Raw genomic sequence first — 19,156 nt, 5'->3', positions numbered from 1 at the left:
TGCGCGGGGTGGCGGAACCATTTCGCATAATTCGCAATACTGTTGGATGTCGTATTTTTACTGATGAAATTCAGTGTTTAACTGAATAAAAAATTAAAATGCAATTAACTTTAAATATATATTCAAATAACCAGTGGTTTCGATTTTTNGTGGAAAAAANCATCGAAAAANTCATTTCGGGAAGTATTTTTCTCCAATAAATCCCATGTCGTCATCCTCGGGACAAGCCCGAGCATGACGATCCACACGTTTTAGCGTCAGACAGATGCCTTGCCAGCCACCTTCAGCGCAAACGCATATTCGAAGGCAATCTCCTCCAACCTCTGGAAGCGTCCCGACTTACCGCCATGCCCCGCCGCCATATTGGTCTTCAGCAGGATCGGCGCTTCGCCCGTCGTATACTCACGCAGTTTCGCCACCCACTTTGTCGGCTCCCAATAGGTCACGCGCGGGTCGGTCAGGCCGGAGATGGCGAGAAGCGGCGGATAGGGCTTCGCGGCCACATTGTCGTAAGGCGAATAGGCGGCGATCCACTGGTATTCCTCCTCCGACTCCAGCGGGTTGCCCCATTCGGGCCATTCCGGCGGCGTCAGCGGCAAGGTGTCGTCCAGCATGGTGGTCAGCACATCCACGAAGGGAACGGCAGCGATGATGCCCGCGAACTTTTCCGGTGCCATGTTGGCAACAGCGCCCATCAGCATGCCACCGGCAGAACCGCCTTCGGCAATGATGCCTTTGTAGGAGGTGAAGCCATCCTTCACCAGATGGTCAGCCGCGGCGATGAAGTCCTTGAACGTGTTCTGCTTTTGCTCCATCTTGCCGGTTTCATACCATTCGAAACCCTTGTCCTTGCCACCACGAATATGGGCTACGACATAGATAAAGCCGCGATCGGCTAGTGACAGGTTGTTGGTGTTGAAGGCAGCCGGAATGGAAATACCGTAAGCGCCGTAACCGTAGAGAAGGCAGGGCGCGGAACCATCCAGCGGCGTATCTTTCCGGTAGAGCAGGGAGACCGGCACCAGCGCGCCGTCATGCGAGGTCGCCACGATGCGGCGGGTCACGTAGTCGTCAGGGTCGTGGCCGGATGGCACTTCCTGGGTTTTCAGCAAAGTGCGTTCACGCGTCACCATGTCGTAATCGAACAGCTGGCTCGGCGTGGTCATGGAGGAGTAGCTGAAGCGGATGACATTGGTGTCATATTCGGCAGCGCCATGCAGACCCAGCGAATAGGCCTCTTCGTCAAAGGCAACGCTGTGCTCCTCGCCGCTCACGCGGTCGCGGATGACGATGCGTGGCAGGCCGTCGCGGCGCTCCAGCCAGATCAGATGGCGGGCATAGGCGTCGATATCGAGAATGAGGCGGCCCGGCTCGTGCGGCACGACTTCCGTCCAGTTGTCCTTGCTCGGAGCCGTCACCGGCGTCTGGCAGATGCGGAAATCCTTTGCGTCGCCATCATTGGTCAGAATGTAGAAAACGTCGCCGCCCTCGCACAGCGAATATTCGATGCCTTCCTCACGCTCCGCCACCACCTGCGGCTCGGCGGTCAAATCCTTGGTGGAGAGAAGGCGGTATTCGCTGGTTTCGTGGTCGTGAATGTCGATGAAGATGAAATCATCCAGCACGGAAGCGCCCACACCCATGAAGAAGCCGGGGTCTTTTTCCTCATAAACCAGGCGGTCGGAGGATTGCGGCTCGCCGATGATATGGTGGAAGACCTTGGAGGGGCGGTGGTTTTCGTTCTGAAGCGAATAGAAGAAACTATTGCCATCCGGCGCCCATGCGCCGCCGCCAGCGGTGTTCTCGATCACATCGGCCAAGTCTTGACCGCTTTCCAGCTCGCGGATGCGCAGCGTGTAATATTCCGAACCCTTGTCGTCATAACCCCAAATGCCGCGACTGTGATCGCTGGTCTGGTCGAGACCGGCGAGGCGGAAATAATCCTTGCCTTCGGCTTCCTTGTCACCATCGAGCAGCACATGCTTTTCGCCGCCACCGCGAGGTGTGCGGAAATAATGCGGCTGCTCGCCACCCGTCACAAACAGCGTGCCATAGGCATAGGGACCATCATTGACCGGGACGGACGAATCATCCTGCTTGATGCGGCCCTTCATTTCTTCGAACAGCTTCTCCTGAAGCGGCTTTGTGTCGGCCATCGCCGCTTCCATATAGGCGTTTTCGGCCTCCAGATGGGTGCGAATGGCGGGGTCGAGCAGGGTAGGGTCCTTGAACATGGCCTGCCAGTTGTCCGCCCGAAACCACGCATAATCATCGGTACGGGTCACGCCGTGATGCGTGTCGGTAATCGGCTTCTTTTCCGCAACGGGTGCCGGGGGCAGGTTTTTGAAAATGGACAAGATATACTCGCTTTCATGGGAAATCGGTCTGCGTGTGAAGAAGATGTAGAGTGCCACTGATGGTCGTTCAAGCTGGAAATGGTCCCGCTCAAAAGAAGCGTCCAGCACAATTTGGCCCGTTTTCGATCACAATTTGAGACTAGATCGCACATCTGACACATCCGTACGGATGACCAAAANGCAATGGATTTGCGCTGCGAATCAAAAAAGAACAAACGAAAAGCCGACAGGAAACCATGCACAAGCTTACGCCCGTTGCCCTTCTCGCAGCCCTTCTCGCCCTACCATCNGCCATGCCTGCCATGGCGATAGACGCCAACGTCCTGCGTCAGTTGAACGTTCTGGCACCAGAAGAACGCCTTGAGCAGCGTTGCGATATCGAAGCCATGGAACGCATCGCCAAGGAACAGAAGGGCATGAAGCCTGACAAGGTCATCGCCTATGCCTTCGGCGATCCCGATGTGACCTCCGATAGCATCAAGGCTGGCGGTGCGGTTTTCAGAAGTTCCGGTGAGTGGTTCCGCCTGCGTTACAAATGCCAGATCACACCCTCGACGCTTGGCATCAAGGACTTCGATTATAAGGTCGGAGAAAAGGTGCCTGAAGCACAATGGGCCAAACATTATCTGTATGATTGAGGCGCCGCTGCCCTCATCCCTGTCACAAGGACAGAAATGAGGGCGCACAGCCTGCCCGTTGCCAATCCGCAACGATATCTAACTGATTTCTTATTGATATTGCCGCCTGCTGATTTGCCGCTTAATCCTTTTCTCAGAGGGTTTTGGGGATAGGTCTATGGATGTGGGTTTNCACGGGCTTTCGGCGTTTCCGCTGACACCGGCAGATGAAGACGGTGTCGTCGATGTCGAGGCTTTGTCGCGGCTGATCGAGCGTCTGGATGCGGCTGAGGTCGATACGATCGGCCTTCTGGGCAGCACTGGAAGCTATGCCTATCTTTCCCGCAGCGAACGCCTTCGTGCCATCAAAGCCGCAGCGGAATGCGTGAAGGGCAAGAGGCCGCTCATTGTCGGCGTCGGAGCCCTTCGCACCAGCGAATCCGTTGCGCTGGCAAAGGATGCGGAAGCTGCCGGTGCCGATGCGCTGCTGCTGGCCCCGGTTTCCTACGTGCCGCTGACGCAGGAAGAAGCCTATCATCACTTCGCAGCCGTCGCCGGTTCAACCAGCCTGCCGCTCTGCATCTACAACAATCCGTCGACCACGAAGTTTGCCTTTGGTGACGAGTTGCTGGTTCGGCTTGCCTATATTCCGCACATCCGCGCCGTCAAAATGCCGCTGCCATCAGACACGACATTCAAAGACGAACTGGAACGCTTACGCCCAAGGCTGGGTGAGGGCTTTGCGATAGGCTACAGCGGAGACTGGGGCGCGTCGCAGGCTGTGCTTCAGGGTGCGGATTGCTGGTATAGTGTCATAGGTGGGCTGTTGCCGGTTCCGAGCCTTCGCCTGCTGCGCGCAGCGCAAGCGGGTGACACGGCGGAGGTGCAGCGGATTGAGGCATATTTCCAGCCGCTCTGGTCGCTGTTTCAGGAATTCGGCAGCTACCGCGTCGTCTATGCGGCGGCAAACCTGTTGTCGCTCACCCACCGCCAGCCGCCCTTGCCGATCATGCCGCTCAGCCTCAGCGATTGCGCACGCGTGGAAGAAGCGCTGGCAAAGCTCTCAGAACTCGATGGCCTTCCCGCCGCCACGCCATAATTCCGGCGTCTTGCGGGCAGATTGGCCTTGGGCTCCAGATCAAACAAGGCATCCGATATGCTGAAGACAATTGCTTTTGCCGTATTGACGGCCGCGTGCGCGTCCCCCGTTTTNGCAGGCAACGGCCTGCTTGAGCCGACGCTGAAAATGCAGCCGAGCAAGGCCCATGCAACACGCGTGGCTATCACGCTCGATGCCTGCATGGGCAAGACGGATTTTCGCATTCTCGATACGCTCGTCAACGAGAAAATACCGGCCACCATTTTCGTCACCGCCCGTTGGCTGAAGCACAACCCCGAAGCGCTTGCGATCATGATGTCGCATCCGGATCTGTTCGAGCTGGAAAACCACGGTGAAAATCACATTCCGGCTGTCGACAAGCCCGTCTCCATCTACGGTATTGCAGCGGCAGGCTCGACAGCAGCGGTGGCGCAGGAAGTCGAAGGCGGCAGGCTCGCCGTCGCTAACGCCACCGGCCATCAGCCGCAATGGTTTCGCGGTGCGACCGCCAAATACACCAACTCTTCCATGGCCACCATCAACCAGTTGGGAGAGCGCGTCGCAGGCTTTTCGATCAACGGCGACGGCGGCTCGCTGCTGGGCGCTGGTATGACGGCCAAGCACATCGCCTCCGCCAAAGACGGCGATGTCATCATCTCTCACATCAACCAACCCACCCATGAAGCAGGTGAGGGCGTCGTGCGCGGACTGATGGCGCTGAAAGCGCGCGGCGTTATTTTCACCCGCCTTGATGACCCGGCCTTCAACGCGCCCTCCAACTGATCAAGCCGGCAGGTTCGGCACCACGCGGCGGGAAGGAAAGAGCTCGCGGGCTATGGTCATGCCGATGAGCGAGAGCGGCAGGGCGAGCATTGCACCTGCGGCACCCCACATCCATGTCCAGAAANTAATGGCGACGAAANCCAGGAACGGATTGATTTCCATGTTCTTTCCCACCACAGCCGGGAACGCCAGATTTTCCATCAGCAGGTGAATGGTGAAGAAGACGAGCGAGGGCAAAAGCGCAAACAGCATGCTGTCATGCGTCAGAATGCCTGCGATTGCCAGCGATAGCGTCATGGCGGTGATGCCCAGGAAAGGCACGAAGCTGGACAGGAATGCGAACAATCCCCACAAAAACGGCATGGCGAGGCCGCCCGCATAGGCGATGATGACCATGATGACGCCCAGCCCGGCATACATCAGCGAGGCGGTTGCAAANTAGGAACTCAGCACATGTTCGATGGAGGCGATGGTGCGGATGGTGCGCAGACGCTGGTGTCTTTGTGGAAAGGCCATGATCATGGCTTTGCGCAGTCTGATGCGGCTGTAGAGGAACAGAAGCAAAGCGGCGAAGAAGATCAGGCCCTGAATGATGGCGGGGGTCAGGTTCGATCCGATGACCGAAATGATGTCACCGCTTCGCGATATGACGGATTCCAGCGAGATCGAACTCAAGCTGAAGGTCGCCGCCGAAAAATTCAGCCATCGCAGGCTTTGCAAATAGGGCACGAAGCGATCAATGGCTTTTTCGACAATGCCCGGACCTTCCGATGCCAAAGTGGACAGCGGATCGATCAAGGAGTTGATCACGAGGAACAGCACGAAAGCAACCGCTGACGACAAAATGACCGCCACCGCAAATCCGGGAATGCCGTAGGAGTTGAGCTTGCTCGCGGCAACACCGAGGATCATGCCCACAACGATGGCCATCACAACCGGGATCAGAATGATCGACAGTGAGTGTATGACGCCCATCAATATGATAAAGAAGATGCCGACGATGGACCACGCCACCGCCACATCCAGCGCTTCACGCCCCAGCGGTTGCTGGCTTCTTTCGTCGTCCTGTGCTGAGCCGAGCGCCCCACGCATGATCACGTCGGCCGTTATGGTTCCAGCACTGTGTTTNCGGTTCGTCACCGCTTGTTCATTCATCCAGCAGTCCCCCATTAGACCACATAACGCTCGATAGATATCGCGGTTCCAAGGGGCGAAAGATTTACGTGTGTAGAACGTTCGCCGTGCAACCTCACGCCGACAGCTTCAGGCCAATTCCCCAGGGGTCTTTCAGCACGACGCCGTCGCTCTGCCGTTCGGTGTTGATTTCCATTTNGTCGATCGCAGCCAAAGCCTTGTCGAATTCGGCGCGCTCATTGAACTTGAGCGAGTAGCCGGAAAGTCCCGTCATATTCTCGGTCCGGGCCTGCGCGCCACGGCTGTTCCATATGTTGGCCGCGACATGGTGGTGGTAAGCACCGGAGCCGAAGAAGCTGGCACCGGGGTACCGCGCCATGATCTTCAGTCCCAGCACGTCCTGATAAAATGCATCGGCCTTTGGAATGTCGCCCACCTGCAAATGGATGTGGCCAATGGCTGTGCCGTCCGCAGCCTTTGCAAAGGTTGCCTTCGGGGCGCTGTCGTAAAGCGCCTGCAGGTCCAGTCGTTCGGTGGCCATGGCAACGGTGCCATCTGGCTGGTAGGCCCATTCTTCCGGCAATCGGTCGCGGTAGACCTCGATACCGTTGTTCTCAGGATCGGCCAGATAGATCGCTTCGCTGACCAGATGGTCGGAAGCGCCCTGAAGCTGCACATTGTTGTGCGCCACATGTGTCAGCCACAAGGCCAGGTCGCTGCGGCTCGGCATCAGGAAAGCGGTGTGGAAAAGACCAGCCGCGCCGCTGGGCGCTCGCGCTGCGTTCTGCGATGTCGTCAGCGTCAGAAGCGGCTTACCGCTGACGCCCAACACCTGCCCATTCGGGGATTTCTCGATCACCGAGAGACCGATGATCTTCTGGTAGAAATCGGATACCCGGTCCAGATCCCGCACGACGAGATGGGCCTGGCCAACATAGGCGGGCCTTGTCAGCGCAAACTGCTTGTCATCACTCATTCGCTCTACTCCGATTTCCGTGCCACATGCGGCTATTGAAANCCAATATGCGCGCGATCCATCGTTCAGAAAAGATGCTGGTTAGGCGATTCACTGTGCAATATTTGTTGACAATAAAGTGGTTGCAGCTTGATGCGGATCAATTCCCTCCGGGCGCACTTCGTGCAAATATAGCCGCATCGAAAGCAAGAGTAGGATGTGGGAGAGACTGATGTATAGCAAANTCCTCGTTCCGGTCGATCTGAGTGCCATTCACAAATCCGAAACGATACTGAAGAAAGCCGAGGCGCTTCTGGATGAAGGCGGCCAGATCGTGCTGCTGAACGTTGTCGAGGATTTGCCGGGTTATCTCGCCATCGACATGCCGGCAGACCTGATCAAAANTGCGATAGACGACGCACGGCAAAAGCTGGCCGCGTTGCAGCAGACATCGGCGCGTATTGCTTCCGCTGAAATTCGCAGCGGTGCGCCCGCCCGTGAAATTCTGGCTGCGGCGGAAGACCTGGGCGTCGACCTTATTATCATCGCCTCGCACACACCTGATATCACCAACTATTTCATCGGTGCCACAGCCGACAGGGTGGTGCGCCACGCCAAGTGCTCGGTTCTGGTGGATCGTTAGTGGTCGTCTGACGATAGGTTGAAGCACGTTCGACTTTTGCAACACAGGCGAACGCAAAGTGATCATCTTTGTCGCCGCTGGTCTTGTTCCCGTCTCATATTGCCTGCATGATCTGCGAACTATTACGCGGGAACAGATTATGAGCGAGCTTTGGCGCTTCGGACGCCGGTATGACCTTCATGAAATCGTGGCAGACGGCATCGTGCATGGTGTCGGAATCGTCTTCGCGCTGATTGGCGCGACGGCCCTTATCTTTTACGTCACGCTCTGGGATAGCATCAGCGCTATCGCTGCCGTCTGGATCTATGCGCTCGGGCTCGTCCTGTGCCTCTCCATCTCCTTTACCTATAACATCTGGCCGCATTCCAATGTGAANTGGTACCTGCGCAGGCTGGATCACTCGGGCATCTTCATTCTCATTGCCGCAACCTACACGCCTATCCTGCAGCGAGGCATCGAAGATCCTCTGATCGCCGTAACACTCGCGGGCATATGGCTGGCGGCACTGTCCGGCATCATGCTGAAATGTTTTTTCCCGGGCCGGTTCGATCGTCTGACGATCCTGCTTTATCTCTGCATGGGCTGGAGCGGCGTCATGGTGGCAGATCGCCTGTCGTATCACCTGCCACCCCTCAGCCTGTGGCTGATCGTCATCGGCGGCATCATTTATTCCATGGGCGTCATCTTCCATGTATGGGAACGTCTTCGGTTCCAGAATGCCATCTGGCATGGCTTCGTCGTGGTTGCCGCTGCCGTGCATTATACCGCGGTCATGACCAGTTTCAGCATGGCGCCCGTCACCGCGTAAAATCGCTGCACAGTTTNGCGACATGCTTTATGGTTGCCGGACATTGATTTGCAGCGGACATAAAGCATGACAATCGAACTACGCGACGCCACCGCCGAAGACCTTCCCGGCATCATGGACATCTATAACGATGCGGTCTTGAACACGACCGCGATCTGGAACGATATTCTGGTCGATATCGAAAACCGCAAGGAGTGGTTCAAGCTCCGCAAGGATCGCGGTTTCCCTGTCATCGTTGCCGTCAAGGACGGAGCCGTTGCCGGTTATGCATCTTATGGCGATTGGCGCGCCTTCGATGGCTACCGCCACACCCGCGAACATTCCATCTACGTCCAGAAAGATGCACGCGGCTCAGGCATCGGCAAGCTGTTGATGCAGGCGCTGATCGACCACGCCGCCAACAATGACGTTCACGTCCTCATCGGTGCCATCGAAGCAGAAAATACAGCGTCTATCCGTCTTCACGAAGCGCTCGGCTTTCGTGTCGTGGGCCGCTTTTCCGAGGTTGGCACCAAGTTCGGTCGCTGGCTGGACCTGACCTGCATGGAACTCAAGCTTCCCGTGGCATGACGGTTTNCGCGCCGAAACGTTCGCGGTACGCAGCGGGCGTCGTGGAAANCTGCTGCCGAAAATGGTGCCGCAGATTGGCGGCACTGCCGAGACCGCTTGTTTCGGCGATGGCTTCCATGCCCAGCTTCGATGTTTCCAACAAATCCTTTGCCTTGGATAGGCGTTGCAGCAGCAGCCATTTGGCGGGCGTCGTGCCGGTTGCGGCCTCGAACCGGCGCAGAAAGGTGCGGCTGCTCATACCCGCCATGTTTGCCAGCCGCGCCACGGTATAGTCTTCCGTCAGTGTCGCCTGCATCCTGTCCAGCACGGGGCCAAGCCGCGCCTTTTCATGCGCTTCGGGAACCGCCTTGTTGATGAACTGTGCCTGCCCGCCATCGCGGTGCGGCGGCACCACCAGTCGGCGCGCCACCATATTGGCGGCTTTCGCGCCAAAATCCCGGCGGATCAGGTGCAGGCAAAGGTCGATGCCCGCTGCGCTTCCGGCAGACGTCAATACCGTGTCGCTATCAACATACAGCACGTCCGGCAGCACCTCGATCTCGCCGAACCGAGCCTTCAGGGCATCGGTGTAGCGCCAGTGGGTGGTGGCTTGTCGACCATTGAGAAGTCCCGACGCCGCCAGCACGAAGACCCNTGAGCATATGGACAAAAGCCGTGCGCCGTTCTCATGGGCTTGGCGCAAGGCGGCGCATAAATCTTCTGGCACCGGTGCATCGATGCCGCGCCAGCCCGGCACGATGATCGTTCCAGCCTGCGCGATCAGGTCGAGCCCACCATCGGCAGTAAAGCGCACGCCGCCGGTTGCTCGCATCTCGCCTTCATCGACAGCGGCCACTGCGAAGCGATACCAGTCCTCACCCATCTCCGGCCGCGCCAGCCCGAAAACTTCAACGGCCACGCCAAATTCGAATGTGCAAAGGCCGTCATAGGCGAGCGCGACGACGAGGCGGTTGGGTGAGGGCGGTGTGTCGTGTTTTGGCATGATCTTTACGATATATGGCAATCGTGCCATCTGCCAGTTTTTTNCCTGCGGGCGTAAGATCCTTTCAACAGAGGTAAAGGAGACGCCCCATGAGCTACGTCACAGACATTCCCGCCGCACCGTCACAGACCGCCATTGACCATTTTTCACAGCGGCTTTCGCTTGAAACGGATTGTGCAGATGTTTCCGCATCTTTGAGAAACGGAGATCAGGATTTCGTTCTCCTGCACGTCGTCGGTTCTGCTGATATGTTTGCCTCCAGGCACATTCCCGGTGCCACTCACTTGCGGCATGTGGACATGACGCGCGAACGCATGGCGCAGTGGCCGCATGACACCCTGTTCGTGGTCTATTGCGCTGGCCCCCATTGCAACGGCGCCGACCGTGCCGCGCTGAACCTCGCCCGCTTGGGCCGCCCTGTCAAANTCATGATCGGCGGGATCACCGGGTGGGAGGATGAAGGATTCGAATTTGCGTCCAGTCAGGCGGCGTGAGCAAAGAACGGGCGAGGAACGGCGCAACGCCGCTCCTCGCATGTCAAGCGGCCGAAGCAGCACTTTGCTGCCGTTGCAGCGGACCGATGGCCGCCAGCAATTCCGCATCCTCGCCAATCCCAGCATTCGGTGTCGTCAGCAGCGTATCACCGTAGAAGATGGAGTTCGCGCCAGCCATCAGACACAGGATTTGTGCCTCGCGGTTCAGGCTAGAGCGACCTGCGGACAGGCGCACAGTGGAGTGCGGCATGACGATGCGAGCAGTTGCCACCATGCGGACCAGTTCTAGCGGATCGATGCGGGGGCGCTTGGCCAGCGGTGTGCCTTCCACCGGTACCAGCGCATTGATCGGCACACTCTCGGGGTGCGGTGCAAAGCCCGCCAGCACCTGAAGCATGGCCGCGCGGTCTTCAACGCTTTCACCCATGCCGATAATGCCGCCGCAGCAAAGCTCGATGCCCGCCGCCCGCACGGTAGAAAGTGTTTCCAGCCGGTCGTGATAAGTACGGGTGGTAATGATACGGCTGTAAAATTCCGGGCTGGTATCGAGATTGTGGTTATAAGCGGTCAATCCGGCCTTCGCCAGACGTTCCGCCTGGTGCGGTTTGAGCATTCCCAAGGTAACGCAGGCCTCCATGCCAAGGCCGCGCACGCCTGCCACCATCTCTATGACGGCATCGAATTCCTTGCCATCCCGCACCTGTCGCCATGCCGCCCCCATGCAGAAACGCTCGGCACCCGCCGCCTTGGCGGTGGCGGCCATGGCGATCACCGTCTTGGGCTCCATAAGCATGTCGCGAGTGAGGTCCACTTCCCGGTGATGCGCCGATTGCGGGCAATAGGCGCAATTTTCAGGACAGCCACCGGTCTTGATGGATAGCAGGCTTGCCTTTNGCACATGGTTGGGGTCGTGGAACTGTCGGTGCACCGCATTGGCGCGCCCGACCAGTTCCAGCAGCGGCAATTCGTATATTGCCGCAATCTCACCAATGCTCCAGTCGTGGCGGATGATGCCGTCCTGCGCCGTCATGTGTTGCTGTCCACGCGTTCGTGTTTGCTCAGCATGAGAGAACCGAGTGCAACGATGCCGATCTTGACGAGATCGCCCATGAGGAAGGGAAGCACGCCCGCGGCGAGCAGCTTGTCTGCGGGTACATAGAGCGCAAGCCAGGCAATCCCAAGCGCATAGACAACACCGAGACCTGCGAGCATTGCGCCGAAGCGGCCGATGACGCCTTTGCCAGCCGCCAGCCATCCCGTCAGTCCGCAGGCAACGAGATATCCCGCGAGATAACCGCCGGTCGGCCCCATCATATAGGCAATGCCGATGCCCCGTTCCGGCGTGCCTGAAAAANCCGGGAGCCCTGCTGCACCCGCAGCCAGATATCCAACGAAAATGGCGGTGGCCATGCGCGGCCCCAGCACGACCGCAAATCCCAAGGCGGCCATGCTGTGCAGCGTCATCGGAACGGGCCAGAATGGTATCTGAACTTTTGCCGCAAGCGTCATCAAGGCTACGCCTGTTATGACCGTCAAAAATGTCCGGGAGAGTGCGATGCTTTNAGAGGCATCCTGCTTCGAGGCTGAAAAACTCATCTGCGATCCTTAAATTATAGATAATTTGGCGATACAATAAGCTTATGAAANTGGATGATGATGAGTCAAGGCGATAAAATTCATTGATAAACGAATTTTATCTATAAAANTTGAAANCAGAATAGCTTTGTAGATTGTGGGAGTGCTACTCAGACCTGTAAAGACGTGCGGTCACAATAAAAANGGCCACGCCACCCGGTGGGCGGCGTGGCCTGTTATGCAGATACAAGCAAACTCAATCCTGTGGTTCGAACACCATCGAGTGGCCGTTGATGCAGTAACGCAAACCGGTTGGCGGTGGGCCGTCCGGGAAGACGTGGCCCAGATGTCCATCACAGGTGGCGCAGCGAATTTCCGTACGAACCATGCCGTGAGCCGTGTCGCGCAGTTCGATGACCGCATCCGGTTTGACCGGTTCGAAATAGCTCGGCCAGCCACAACCGGCATCGAATTTCGTGTCGGAGATGAACAGAGGCTCATCGCAGGCGGCGCAACGGTACAAGCCCTTTTCAGTGCTGTTCCAGTAGGGGCCGGTAAACGGGCGTTCCGTGCCGTGTTCGCGCAGAATACGGTATTGATCCGCCGTCAGCTCCTCGCGCCATTGCGCATCGGACTTGGTGATTTTGGGTGATTTGAGATCGCTCATGACGAGATCCTTTCGTTTGTCCCCAAGATAGTGCTTCGACCGCACGGTTAAAAGAGGATGCCGCTTTAGCGGGGGATAAAGACGTTGTGACCTCGGATGCAATCGAAAAGAGTTGAGGCGCATGTCTCCATGCCCTAATTGAGAGATAACAAAACGAGGCCGTAAAAATCGGCAGGGCTGGGAGACAAAATGATAGGAAATGTCACGCTGCTGACATTCATAGTGCTGTTTTTGCCCTTTGTAGCAGCTTTGTGCGCGCCCTTGGCGGTCGGCAGGCTGGGCCATAACGCCGCCTGGTTGCTTGCGCTTGCGCCCGCATTGGCCTTCGTCCACTTCCTTGGCTTCATTCCCGAAATCGCAGCGGGCGAGATCGTCACCGGTGGTTATGCCTGGGTGCCCAGCTTCAATCTCAGCTTTTCGTGGTTCATCGATGGCCTGTCGCTGACCTTTGCACTTCTCATCACCGGCATCGGCACGCTGATCGTCCTTTATGCGGGCGGTTACATGAAAGGCCATCCGCAGCAGGGCCGTTTTCTGGCTTTTCTACTGCTGTTCATGGGTGCGATGCTGGGCGTCGTGGTGTCGGACAGCCTCATGATGCTGTTTGTCTATTGGGAGCTTACCTCGATCACCTCCTTCCTGCTGATTGGCTTTGACCACAGGAAAGAGGCCGCCCGCCGCGCCGCCTTGCAAGCACTGGTGGTCACGGGCGGTGGCGGTCTGGCACTGTTGGCAGGCATCATCTTCATCTGGAACATCAGCGGCACCACGCAGCTTTCCATGCTCGTTCACGGCGATGACGTGCTGCGCCAGAGCCCGTTTTACTTCGCCACTCTGCTTCTGGTTCTAGGGGCAGCCTTTACCAAATCGGCGCAGTTTCCGTTTCACTTCTGGCTGCCCAACGCCATGGAAGCGCCGACGCCGGTGTCGGCCTATCTCCACTCCGCAACCATGGTGAAGGCGGGTGTCTATCTGTTGATGCGGCTCAACCCTGTCATGGGCGACACGGCGGCATGGGAAATCCTGCTGCCCTTCTTCGGCGGGCTGACCATGCTGACTGGCGCGTTTCTCGCCATTCGCCAGACCGATCTGAAACTGATGCTGGCCTATACCACGGTCTCGTCGCTTGGCCTGCTGGTCATGCTAACGGGCTTTGGCACGGAGCATGCCATCGAGGCGGCGGTGCTGTATCTCGTGGCGCATTCGCTGTTCAAGGGTGCGCTGTTCATGGTCGCGGGCATCATTGATCACGAGGCGGGAACGCGGGATGTGACGAAGCTCGGCGGTCTGCGCAAGGCCATGCCTGTCACTTTCGCGGTGGCGATGGCTGCTGCGCTGTCCATGGCAGGCCTGCCACCCTTCCTCGGCTTTCTGGCGAAGGAAGAAATCTATTATGCGCTCGCCCACGCCAATCCCCGTGCCATTCTCTTCACCGGCATCGCCATAACAGGCAACGCCCTGATGCTGGCAATTGCGTTTGCAGTAGCGCTGAAACCCTTCATCGGAAAGCAGGTGAAGACACCGAAACACGCCCACGAAGGCCCGGTCCTGCTTTGGCTCGGCCCCGCCGTTCTGGCGTTTGGCGGTCTGCTTGCAGCGCTGTTTTCTGACGCATTTCATGCCCGCATCTCGACACCCATGGCTACCGCAATTGCCGGAGAGGGCCGCCTCGTTGACATGTCGCTTGTGCCCCATATCGGCATGCCCTTGGTGCTGTCACTCTTTACCGTGGCGCTCGGCGTATTGGTCTATACGAATCTGTGCAAGGCGCGCCAATTCATGACCCGCATGCTGGATGCTGCCGGACCGGGNCCGGACAGGGCGTTCGATGGTATCATCTCAACGCTGGTGAAACTGTCGTTTCACATAACCCGCATGATCCAACCGGGCAGGTTGNAATTTTATGTAACAGTCACCTTCGCCATTATCGCGCTGGTGCTGCTGGTGCCGCTCTTTGCCTATGGCGAGTTGCCCGCCTTGCCGCTCTGGCCAGCGGATATGCAACTGCATGAACTCACCTTCATCATCATCGCCATTATCGGGCTCGTCGCGGTGCTGACGGCGGCAAGCCGTCTGACCGCCATCGTCGCACTTGGCATTCAGGGTTTTGCGGTCGCGATGCTGTTCCTGCTGTTCGGAGCGCCTGATCTGTCGTTCACGCAGTTCATGGTCGAAACGCTGTCGGTGGTCATTCTCACGCTGGTCATGACGCGGTTGCGCCTTTCGCCGTCTGATCACCGCAAGCGAGGTCAGAAACTGCTGGATGGCACCATTGCACTGTCCTGCGGTACGGGCTTTGCGCTGATGCTGCTGAAATCCACCGAACAATCCTTCGATACCAACCTCACGCAGTTCTTCAGCGCCTATTCCAAGCTCATCGCCCATGGAAACAACGTGGTCAACGTCATCATCGTGGATTTCCGTGGCACCGATACGCTGGGCGAAATCGCCGTTGTCATGATCACGGGCCTTGCCATTCTGGCGCTCATCCGCGTCCGCAGCGGCTCGAAACCAAAGGATGAGGGCAGGGCATGAATACGCTGATCTTCCGCACCGTCGCACCTGTCATCGTCAGCCTCATGGTGCTGTTTNCAATCTTCATTCTGCTGCGCGGACACAATGAGCCCGGCGGCGGTTTCATCGGCGGGTTGATTGCGGTTTCGGCACTGGCAATCTTTGCCGTGGCTTACGGCGTTGCCGCGGTGCGCCGCGCCATTGTCTTCCATCCGCTGTCCATCGCAGGCTTCGGCCTTCTGCTCGCCACGCTGTCAGGCATGGCCTCAGTGTTTACAGGCGTGCCATTCATGACAGGTCTGTGGGTCACTCCAAGCCTGGCGGGTTTCGAGGTGCCGCTGGCAACAGTGATGTCCTTCGATATCGGCGTCTATCTCGTCGTGGTCGGCGGCTTCTCGTCTATTGCTCTGGCACTGGAAGAAAGGGACGATAACTGATGGAAGCCGTGTTTTCCGTTCTCGTCGGCGTGTTCTTTTCCGTGGCGATCTATCTCATGCTGTCGCGCCACAGCGTGCGCGTGCTGCTCGGCGTCGCCATTCTTGGCAATGCCGTTAATCTGCTGCTGTTTGCGGCAGGCAGGCTGACACGCGCAGTGCCGCCCATCATCAGTGCTAACGAGGATGTGCTGGCACCGAGCGCCGCCAACCCGTTGCCTCAAGCGCTCATTCTAACGGCCATCGTCATCTCCTTCTGCTTTTTCTGCTTTCTGCTGGTGCTGGTGTGGCGGGCATTTCGAGAGCTGAAAACAGACGACACCAACGAAATGCGCGCCGCAGAACCGCAGCGCGAGCCGCTTCCGCCGCTTGGATATTGAGAAACGGATAAGACACATATGGCCGCTTCCGCTTCTCCCACACTCGATCTTTCCGCTGCGCTCGTCATGCAGCCGACGGCGTTTGCCGACTGGTTGATCGTGTTGCCCGTGGCGCTCTGCATCAGCGTCGGCGCGGTCCTGGTAATGGTCAGGCACTCCACCCGCCTTCACGCGGCAATCGCCATCCTCGGACTGTTCCTGTTGGTTGTCATAGACGCGGTCCTGTTGTGGAAGGTGGCGATCCATGGCCCCTTCACCATGGTCATGGGCCGTTGGTTACCACCCTTCGGCATCGCTTTCACGGCGGATTTGACCGGCGCGGCTTTGGCGCTGGCAGGCGCCATCGCGGCCCTTGCCTGTGCCATCTATGCTATCAGCGATATCGATGACGTCGGTCAGCGCTACGGCTTCTACCCGTTTCTGATGCTGCTGATGGCAGGTGTGAGCGGCGCGTTTCTGACCGGCGATATCTTCAATCTCTACGTCTGGTTCGAAGTGTTGCTGATTTCGTCCTTCGGCCTCATCGTTCTGGGCTCGACGAAAGAGCAGATCGATGGCGCGTTGAAATATGCCGTTCTCAATCTCATCGGCACCACGCTGTTTCTCATCACCGTCGGTTATCTCTATGCCATCTTCAGCACCCTCAACATGGCCGATATCAGCAGGCGCGTGACAACGGTGGATAGTGAAGCGCCGCTGATGACGCTGGCTGCCCTCTTCACGCTGGCATTTGCCATGAAGGCAGCGGCGTTTCCGGTTAATTTCTGGCTGCCTGCTTCTTATCATACGCCTAAAATCGTCGTGTCCGCTCTGTTCGGTGGTCTCTTGACGAAGGTCGGAATCTACGCGCTGCTGCGCGTCATGATCATGTTGTTTCCGGTGCAGCGTGAAGAACTGAGCTTTGTCATCGCCATCGTGGCGGCACTCACCATGATCCTCGGTGCCATGGGCGCGTTGGCGCAGAACGACATCAGGCGTATGCTGGGCTATGTCGTCATTTCCGGCATCGGCACCCTGCTGGCAGGTGTCGCCATCGGCTCACCATCNGCCATCGGGGGCGTCGTCTTCTATGCGCTGAATTCCGTGGTGGTCATGACGGCGCTCTACCTTGTCATCGGTCACGCCGCGCGCCTCGGCGGGGCATGGACATTGTCCGACCTCAGTGGCCTATACGCCAGGGCACCGTGGTTTTCAGGGCTGGCTCTCGCGTTGTTTTTCGCAGGCTCCGGCCTGCCGCCATTTTCCGGCTTCTGGCCAAAGGCCATGCTGACGAAATCCGCCATCGACATCGGCGCCTGGTGGCTGGCGGCCTCGATCCTCATTTCCGGCTTCCTCTGCACCATCGCTTTCGCCCGCATCTTTCTGCTGTGCTTCTGGCGTCCATCGCCTGCGGGCATGAAGGCCGTGGTAGCTGATACCAATCCGCCAAGCTTCGCGCCGGTGGTGGCGCTGACACTTGTTATCATCGGGGTTGGGCTGTTTCCCGAACAGATCATGAAGCTCAGCCAGCAGGCGGCGGATGGCCTGTCCGATCCATCAGCCTATATCCGTTCCGTCTTCCCAGAAGGGACTGCCAGATGAGCCGATATCCTCTTGGTGCGCTGTTCGTCGTCGTTTGGCTCGCTATTTCCGGCAGTTTTACCATCCCNAATATGCTGCTGGGGGTGCTGGTCGCCGCCCTGTCGCTCGCCCTTGTCCGCGGCCAGTTGAAAGACACCCAAACCTATTGGAGACGCGTTCCCGCCATTCTGGCTCTAGCCTTGCTGTTCTTCAAGGAGCTTGCGCTGTCGGCATGGACGGTGGCCTTGCTGGTCATCAAGCCGAAGATCATGCTCAAGCCCGGAATATTCGCCTATCCCCTGAGGCTCACCAGCGATTTCGAGATCACCCTGTTGGCCAACCTCATCACGCTGACACCCGGCACACTCTCCGTAGATGTCTCCGAAGATCGTGCCATTCTCTACGTCCACGCCCTGGATTGTAGCGATATTGCCGCCACCAAGCGGTCGATCGCCCAAGGTTTCGAGAGGAAGATCATGGAGGCGTTTCGCAAATGACACCGGAATCACTGGTCTCGATGGCGACCATCGCCGCCTCCCTTATTCTTTCCGTGGCCTTCCTGTTGACTGTGTACCGCGTCATCATTGGCCCAACGCTACCGGACAGGGTTATCGCGCTGGATATGCTCGTCGGCATCGCCACGGGCTTTATCGCCGTCATCGCTATCCGCACCGGCTTTGATCTCTATGTCGATATTGCTCTGTCCCTGTGCCTCGTCGGCTTTCTTGCAACGGTTGCATTTGCGCGGTTCGTGCTTTCGCGCAAGGCAACGCCAGGGACATACGGCGCAGGTGGACTTGATGGCACCGAGGGGTTGCCGGCAACTGCCAAGTCCCGACGGAAAAAGTCCGCCAAGACGACAGGCAGGAGACAGAGAAANTGAGTTGGTTCGTTGCTTTACCCGTTGTCGTTTTATTGCTCGGCGGATCGTTGTTCTCATTGGCTGCGGCCGTGGGAATAAACCGCTTTCCCGACCTTTATACTCGCATGCATGCTGCGTCGAAGGCTGGAACTGTTGGTTCGGGTCTTCTTCTTCTCGCGGTCGGTATCAATTCACTTGAAGTTTCTATTCTGGCGCGCTCTCTGGCTGCATTCTGTTTTGTTGTGTTGACTGCCCCAGTATCCGCACATTTGCTTGCCAAAGCTGCTTACCAGATGGGATATCGCTTATCAGCAACGACGGATATCGATGAGTTTAAAGCAGACCGTAAGTTGAATTGACATGTTGCTCTGCGGTTAACTTCGTTGCCGTTCAGACATACATCCTTATTTTGTTACCTGTGATTTCTTATAGATAGAATATCCATTTCTTGCTCTGAAATAGTAATAATAATAATTGGACTTTTTTNGGTTTGGTGCTATCCACAACAGGTAAAGAAGCTAACGTTGATTTGCGTTCTGCGTGATTGATAATCCGGTCGACCATTTTACTGATGGCTAAACTATCTCTTTCGGAGAGTGTCTGGATATCTTTTCCGTTTGACGCAGTTGCTGCAAGAAGTCTCGGCTCTCTCTGTGTAGATCGCAGAAGTAGCTTTGCTTTTAGCGAATGCAGATCAGTGGGCTTGGGGTTAACTTCAGTTT

General features: G+C 57.5%; 21 protein-coding genes. 14 read left to right on the top strand and 7 right to left on the bottom strand.

What is annotated here, in order from left to right:
- Positions 1-257 precede the first annotated feature (257 nt).
- Positions 258-2,357, bottom strand: a complete 2,100-nt coding sequence (locus CUC55_RS02960) for a S9 family peptidase (protein WP_067652021.1) — start codon at positions 2,355-2,357, stop codon at positions 258-260.
- Positions 2,358-2,593: 236 nt separating this feature from the next.
- Between CUC55_RS02960 and CUC55_RS02955 the strand changes: the two genes are divergently transcribed.
- The 3 genes from CUC55_RS02955 to CUC55_RS02945 all read left to right on the top strand — a co-directional run bounded on the left by CUC55_RS02955 (position 2,594) and on the right by CUC55_RS02945 (position 4,856).
- Positions 2,594-2,995: a DUF930 domain-containing protein gene (locus CUC55_RS02955; protein ID WP_067651843.1), complete on the top strand. Its 402-nt coding sequence runs from the start codon at positions 2,594-2,596 to the stop codon at positions 2,993-2,995.
- Between the two features lie 157 nt (positions 2,996-3,152).
- Positions 3,153-4,073: a dihydrodipicolinate synthase family protein gene (locus tag CUC55_RS02950; RefSeq protein WP_103086931.1), complete on the top strand. Its 921-nt coding sequence runs from the start codon at positions 3,153-3,155 to the stop codon at positions 4,071-4,073.
- A 57-nt stretch (positions 4,074-4,130) separates the two neighbouring features.
- Positions 4,131-4,856: a polysaccharide deacetylase family protein gene (locus tag CUC55_RS02945; protein WP_103087014.1), complete on the top strand. Its 726-nt coding sequence runs from the start codon at positions 4,131-4,133 to the stop codon at positions 4,854-4,856.
- Here CUC55_RS02945 and CUC55_RS02940 read toward each other — a convergent pair whose 3' ends face one another.
- Both CUC55_RS02940 and CUC55_RS02935 read right to left on the bottom strand, forming a co-directional pair.
- Positions 4,857-6,011, bottom strand: a complete 1,155-nt coding sequence (locus CUC55_RS02940) for an AI-2E family transporter (RefSeq protein WP_103086930.1) — start codon at positions 6,009-6,011, stop codon at positions 4,857-4,859.
- 94 nt (positions 6,012-6,105) lie between these two features.
- Positions 6,106-6,966 carry a VOC family protein gene (locus CUC55_RS02935; protein WP_103086929.1) on the bottom strand — a complete coding sequence of 287 codons (861 nt, stop codon included), beginning with the start codon at positions 6,964-6,966 and terminating at the stop codon, positions 6,106-6,108.
- A 211-nt stretch (positions 6,967-7,177) separates the two neighbouring features.
- On the opposite strand from CUC55_RS02935, the gene CUC55_RS02930 reads away from it, so the two are divergent.
- From CUC55_RS02930 to CUC55_RS02920, 3 genes are all read left to right on the top strand, one after another.
- Complete coding sequence (locus tag CUC55_RS02930; protein ID WP_103086928.1) at positions 7,178-7,588, top strand: universal stress protein; 411 nt, start codon at positions 7,178-7,180, stop codon at positions 7,586-7,588.
- A 139-nt stretch (positions 7,589-7,727) separates the two neighbouring features.
- The gene (gene trhA, locus CUC55_RS02925; RefSeq protein ID WP_103086927.1) at positions 7,728-8,396 is read left to right on the top strand and encodes a PAQR family membrane homeostasis protein TrhA; all 669 of its coding nucleotides are present in this window, start codon (positions 7,728-7,730) and stop codon (positions 8,394-8,396) included.
- Positions 8,397-8,462: 66 nt separating this feature from the next.
- Positions 8,463-8,966: a GNAT family N-acetyltransferase gene (locus tag CUC55_RS02920; protein WP_067651860.1), complete on the top strand. Its 504-nt coding sequence runs from the start codon at positions 8,463-8,465 to the stop codon at positions 8,964-8,966.
- On the opposite strand, the gene ftrA is transcribed toward CUC55_RS02920, so the two are convergent.
- The gene (ftrA, locus tag CUC55_RS02915; protein WP_210200653.1) at positions 8,947-9,948 is read right to left on the bottom strand and encodes a transcriptional regulator FtrA; all 1,002 of its coding nucleotides are present in this window, start codon (positions 9,946-9,948) and stop codon (positions 8,947-8,949) included. The two genes, CUC55_RS02920 and ftrA, sit on opposite strands and share 20 nt — an antisense overlap.
- An 89-nt stretch (positions 9,949-10,037) precedes the next feature.
- Here ftrA and CUC55_RS02910 point away from each other — a divergent pair, with 89 nt between their 5' ends.
- Positions 10,038-10,442 carry a rhodanese-like domain-containing protein gene (locus tag CUC55_RS02910; RefSeq protein WP_103086925.1) on the top strand — a complete coding sequence of 135 codons (405 nt, stop codon included), beginning with the start codon at positions 10,038-10,040 and terminating at the stop codon, positions 10,440-10,442.
- Between the two features lie 43 nt (positions 10,443-10,485).
- Here the strand turns inward: CUC55_RS02910 and bioB are convergent, their stop codons facing one another.
- The 3 genes from bioB to msrB form a co-directional block, all read right to left on the bottom strand.
- On the bottom strand, positions 10,486-11,472 hold the full coding sequence (bioB, locus tag CUC55_RS02905; RefSeq protein WP_103086924.1) for a biotin synthase BioB: 987 nt from the start codon (positions 11,470-11,472) through the stop codon (positions 10,486-10,488).
- Complete coding sequence (locus CUC55_RS02900) at positions 11,469-11,951, bottom strand: biotin transporter BioY (protein WP_425352724.1); 483 nt, start codon at positions 11,949-11,951, stop codon at positions 11,469-11,471. Before CUC55_RS02900 ends, bioB begins: the two co-directional genes overlap by 4 nt.
- 322 nt (positions 11,952-12,273) lie before the next feature.
- On the bottom strand, positions 12,274-12,684 hold the full coding sequence (msrB, locus tag CUC55_RS02895) for a peptide-methionine (R)-S-oxide reductase MsrB (RefSeq protein ID WP_067651872.1): 411 nt from the start codon (positions 12,682-12,684) through the stop codon (positions 12,274-12,276).
- A 189-nt stretch (positions 12,685-12,873) separates the two neighbouring features.
- Here msrB and CUC55_RS02890 point away from each other — a divergent pair, with 189 nt between their 5' ends.
- The 7 genes from CUC55_RS02890 to mnhG all read left to right on the top strand — a co-directional run bounded on the left by CUC55_RS02890 (position 12,874) and on the right by mnhG (position 18,793).
- On the top strand, positions 12,874-15,219 hold the full coding sequence (locus CUC55_RS02890) for a putative monovalent cation/H+ antiporter subunit A (protein ID WP_103086922.1): 2,346 nt from the start codon (positions 12,874-12,876) through the stop codon (positions 15,217-15,219).
- The gene (locus CUC55_RS02885) at positions 15,216-15,635 is read left to right on the top strand and encodes a Na(+)/H(+) antiporter subunit B (RefSeq protein ID WP_103086921.1); all 420 of its coding nucleotides are present in this window, start codon (positions 15,216-15,218) and stop codon (positions 15,633-15,635) included. Before CUC55_RS02890 ends, CUC55_RS02885 begins: the two co-directional genes overlap by 4 nt.
- The gene (locus CUC55_RS02880; protein ID WP_067651881.1) at positions 15,635-16,012 is read left to right on the top strand and encodes a Na+/H+ antiporter subunit C; all 378 of its coding nucleotides are present in this window, start codon (positions 15,635-15,637) and stop codon (positions 16,010-16,012) included. Before CUC55_RS02885 ends, CUC55_RS02880 begins: the two co-directional genes overlap by 1 nt.
- 18 nt (positions 16,013-16,030) lie before the next feature.
- Entirely contained in the window at positions 16,031-17,593 is a 1,563-nt protein-coding gene (locus tag CUC55_RS02875; protein WP_067651884.1) for a Na+/H+ antiporter subunit D, read from the top strand.
- A complete protein-coding gene (locus tag CUC55_RS02870) occupies positions 17,590-18,069 on the top strand; it encodes a Na+/H+ antiporter subunit E (RefSeq protein WP_067651887.1) in 480 nt (159 codons plus the stop codon). Before CUC55_RS02875 ends, CUC55_RS02870 begins: the two co-directional genes overlap by 4 nt.
- Positions 18,066-18,455, top strand: a complete 390-nt coding sequence (locus tag CUC55_RS02865; protein ID WP_103086920.1) for a cation:proton antiporter — start codon at positions 18,066-18,068, stop codon at positions 18,453-18,455. Before CUC55_RS02870 ends, CUC55_RS02865 begins: the two co-directional genes overlap by 4 nt.
- Entirely contained in the window at positions 18,452-18,793 is a 342-nt protein-coding gene (mnhG, locus tag CUC55_RS22665; RefSeq protein ID WP_067651890.1) for a monovalent cation/H(+) antiporter subunit G, read from the top strand. Before CUC55_RS02865 ends, mnhG begins: the two co-directional genes overlap by 4 nt.
- The last annotated feature ends 363 nt before the right edge of the window (positions 18,794-19,156 follow it).

Source organism: Agrobacterium bohemicum (genome assembly GCF_002896715.1).
GTDB classification, from domain to species: Bacteria; Pseudomonadota; Alphaproteobacteria; order Rhizobiales; family Rhizobiaceae; genus Agrobacterium; species Agrobacterium bohemicum.
Note: the sequence above shows the minus strand (reverse complement) of the source record. Positions and strands in the feature narration are given on the sequence as shown.

Excerpts from the sequence above, each read along its gene's own strand:
- msrB (WP_067651872.1), bottom strand. The coding sequence starts at position 12,684 with ATGAGCGATCTCAAATCACCCAAAATCACCAAGTCCGATGCGCAATGG.
- CUC55_RS02880 (WP_067651881.1), top strand. The coding sequence starts at position 15,635 with ATGGAAGCCGTGTTTTCCGTTCTCGTCGGCGTGTTCTTTTCCGTGGCG.
- CUC55_RS02920 (WP_067651860.1), top strand. The coding sequence starts at position 8,463 with ATGACAATCGAACTACGCGACGCCACCGCCGAAGACCTTCCCGGCATC.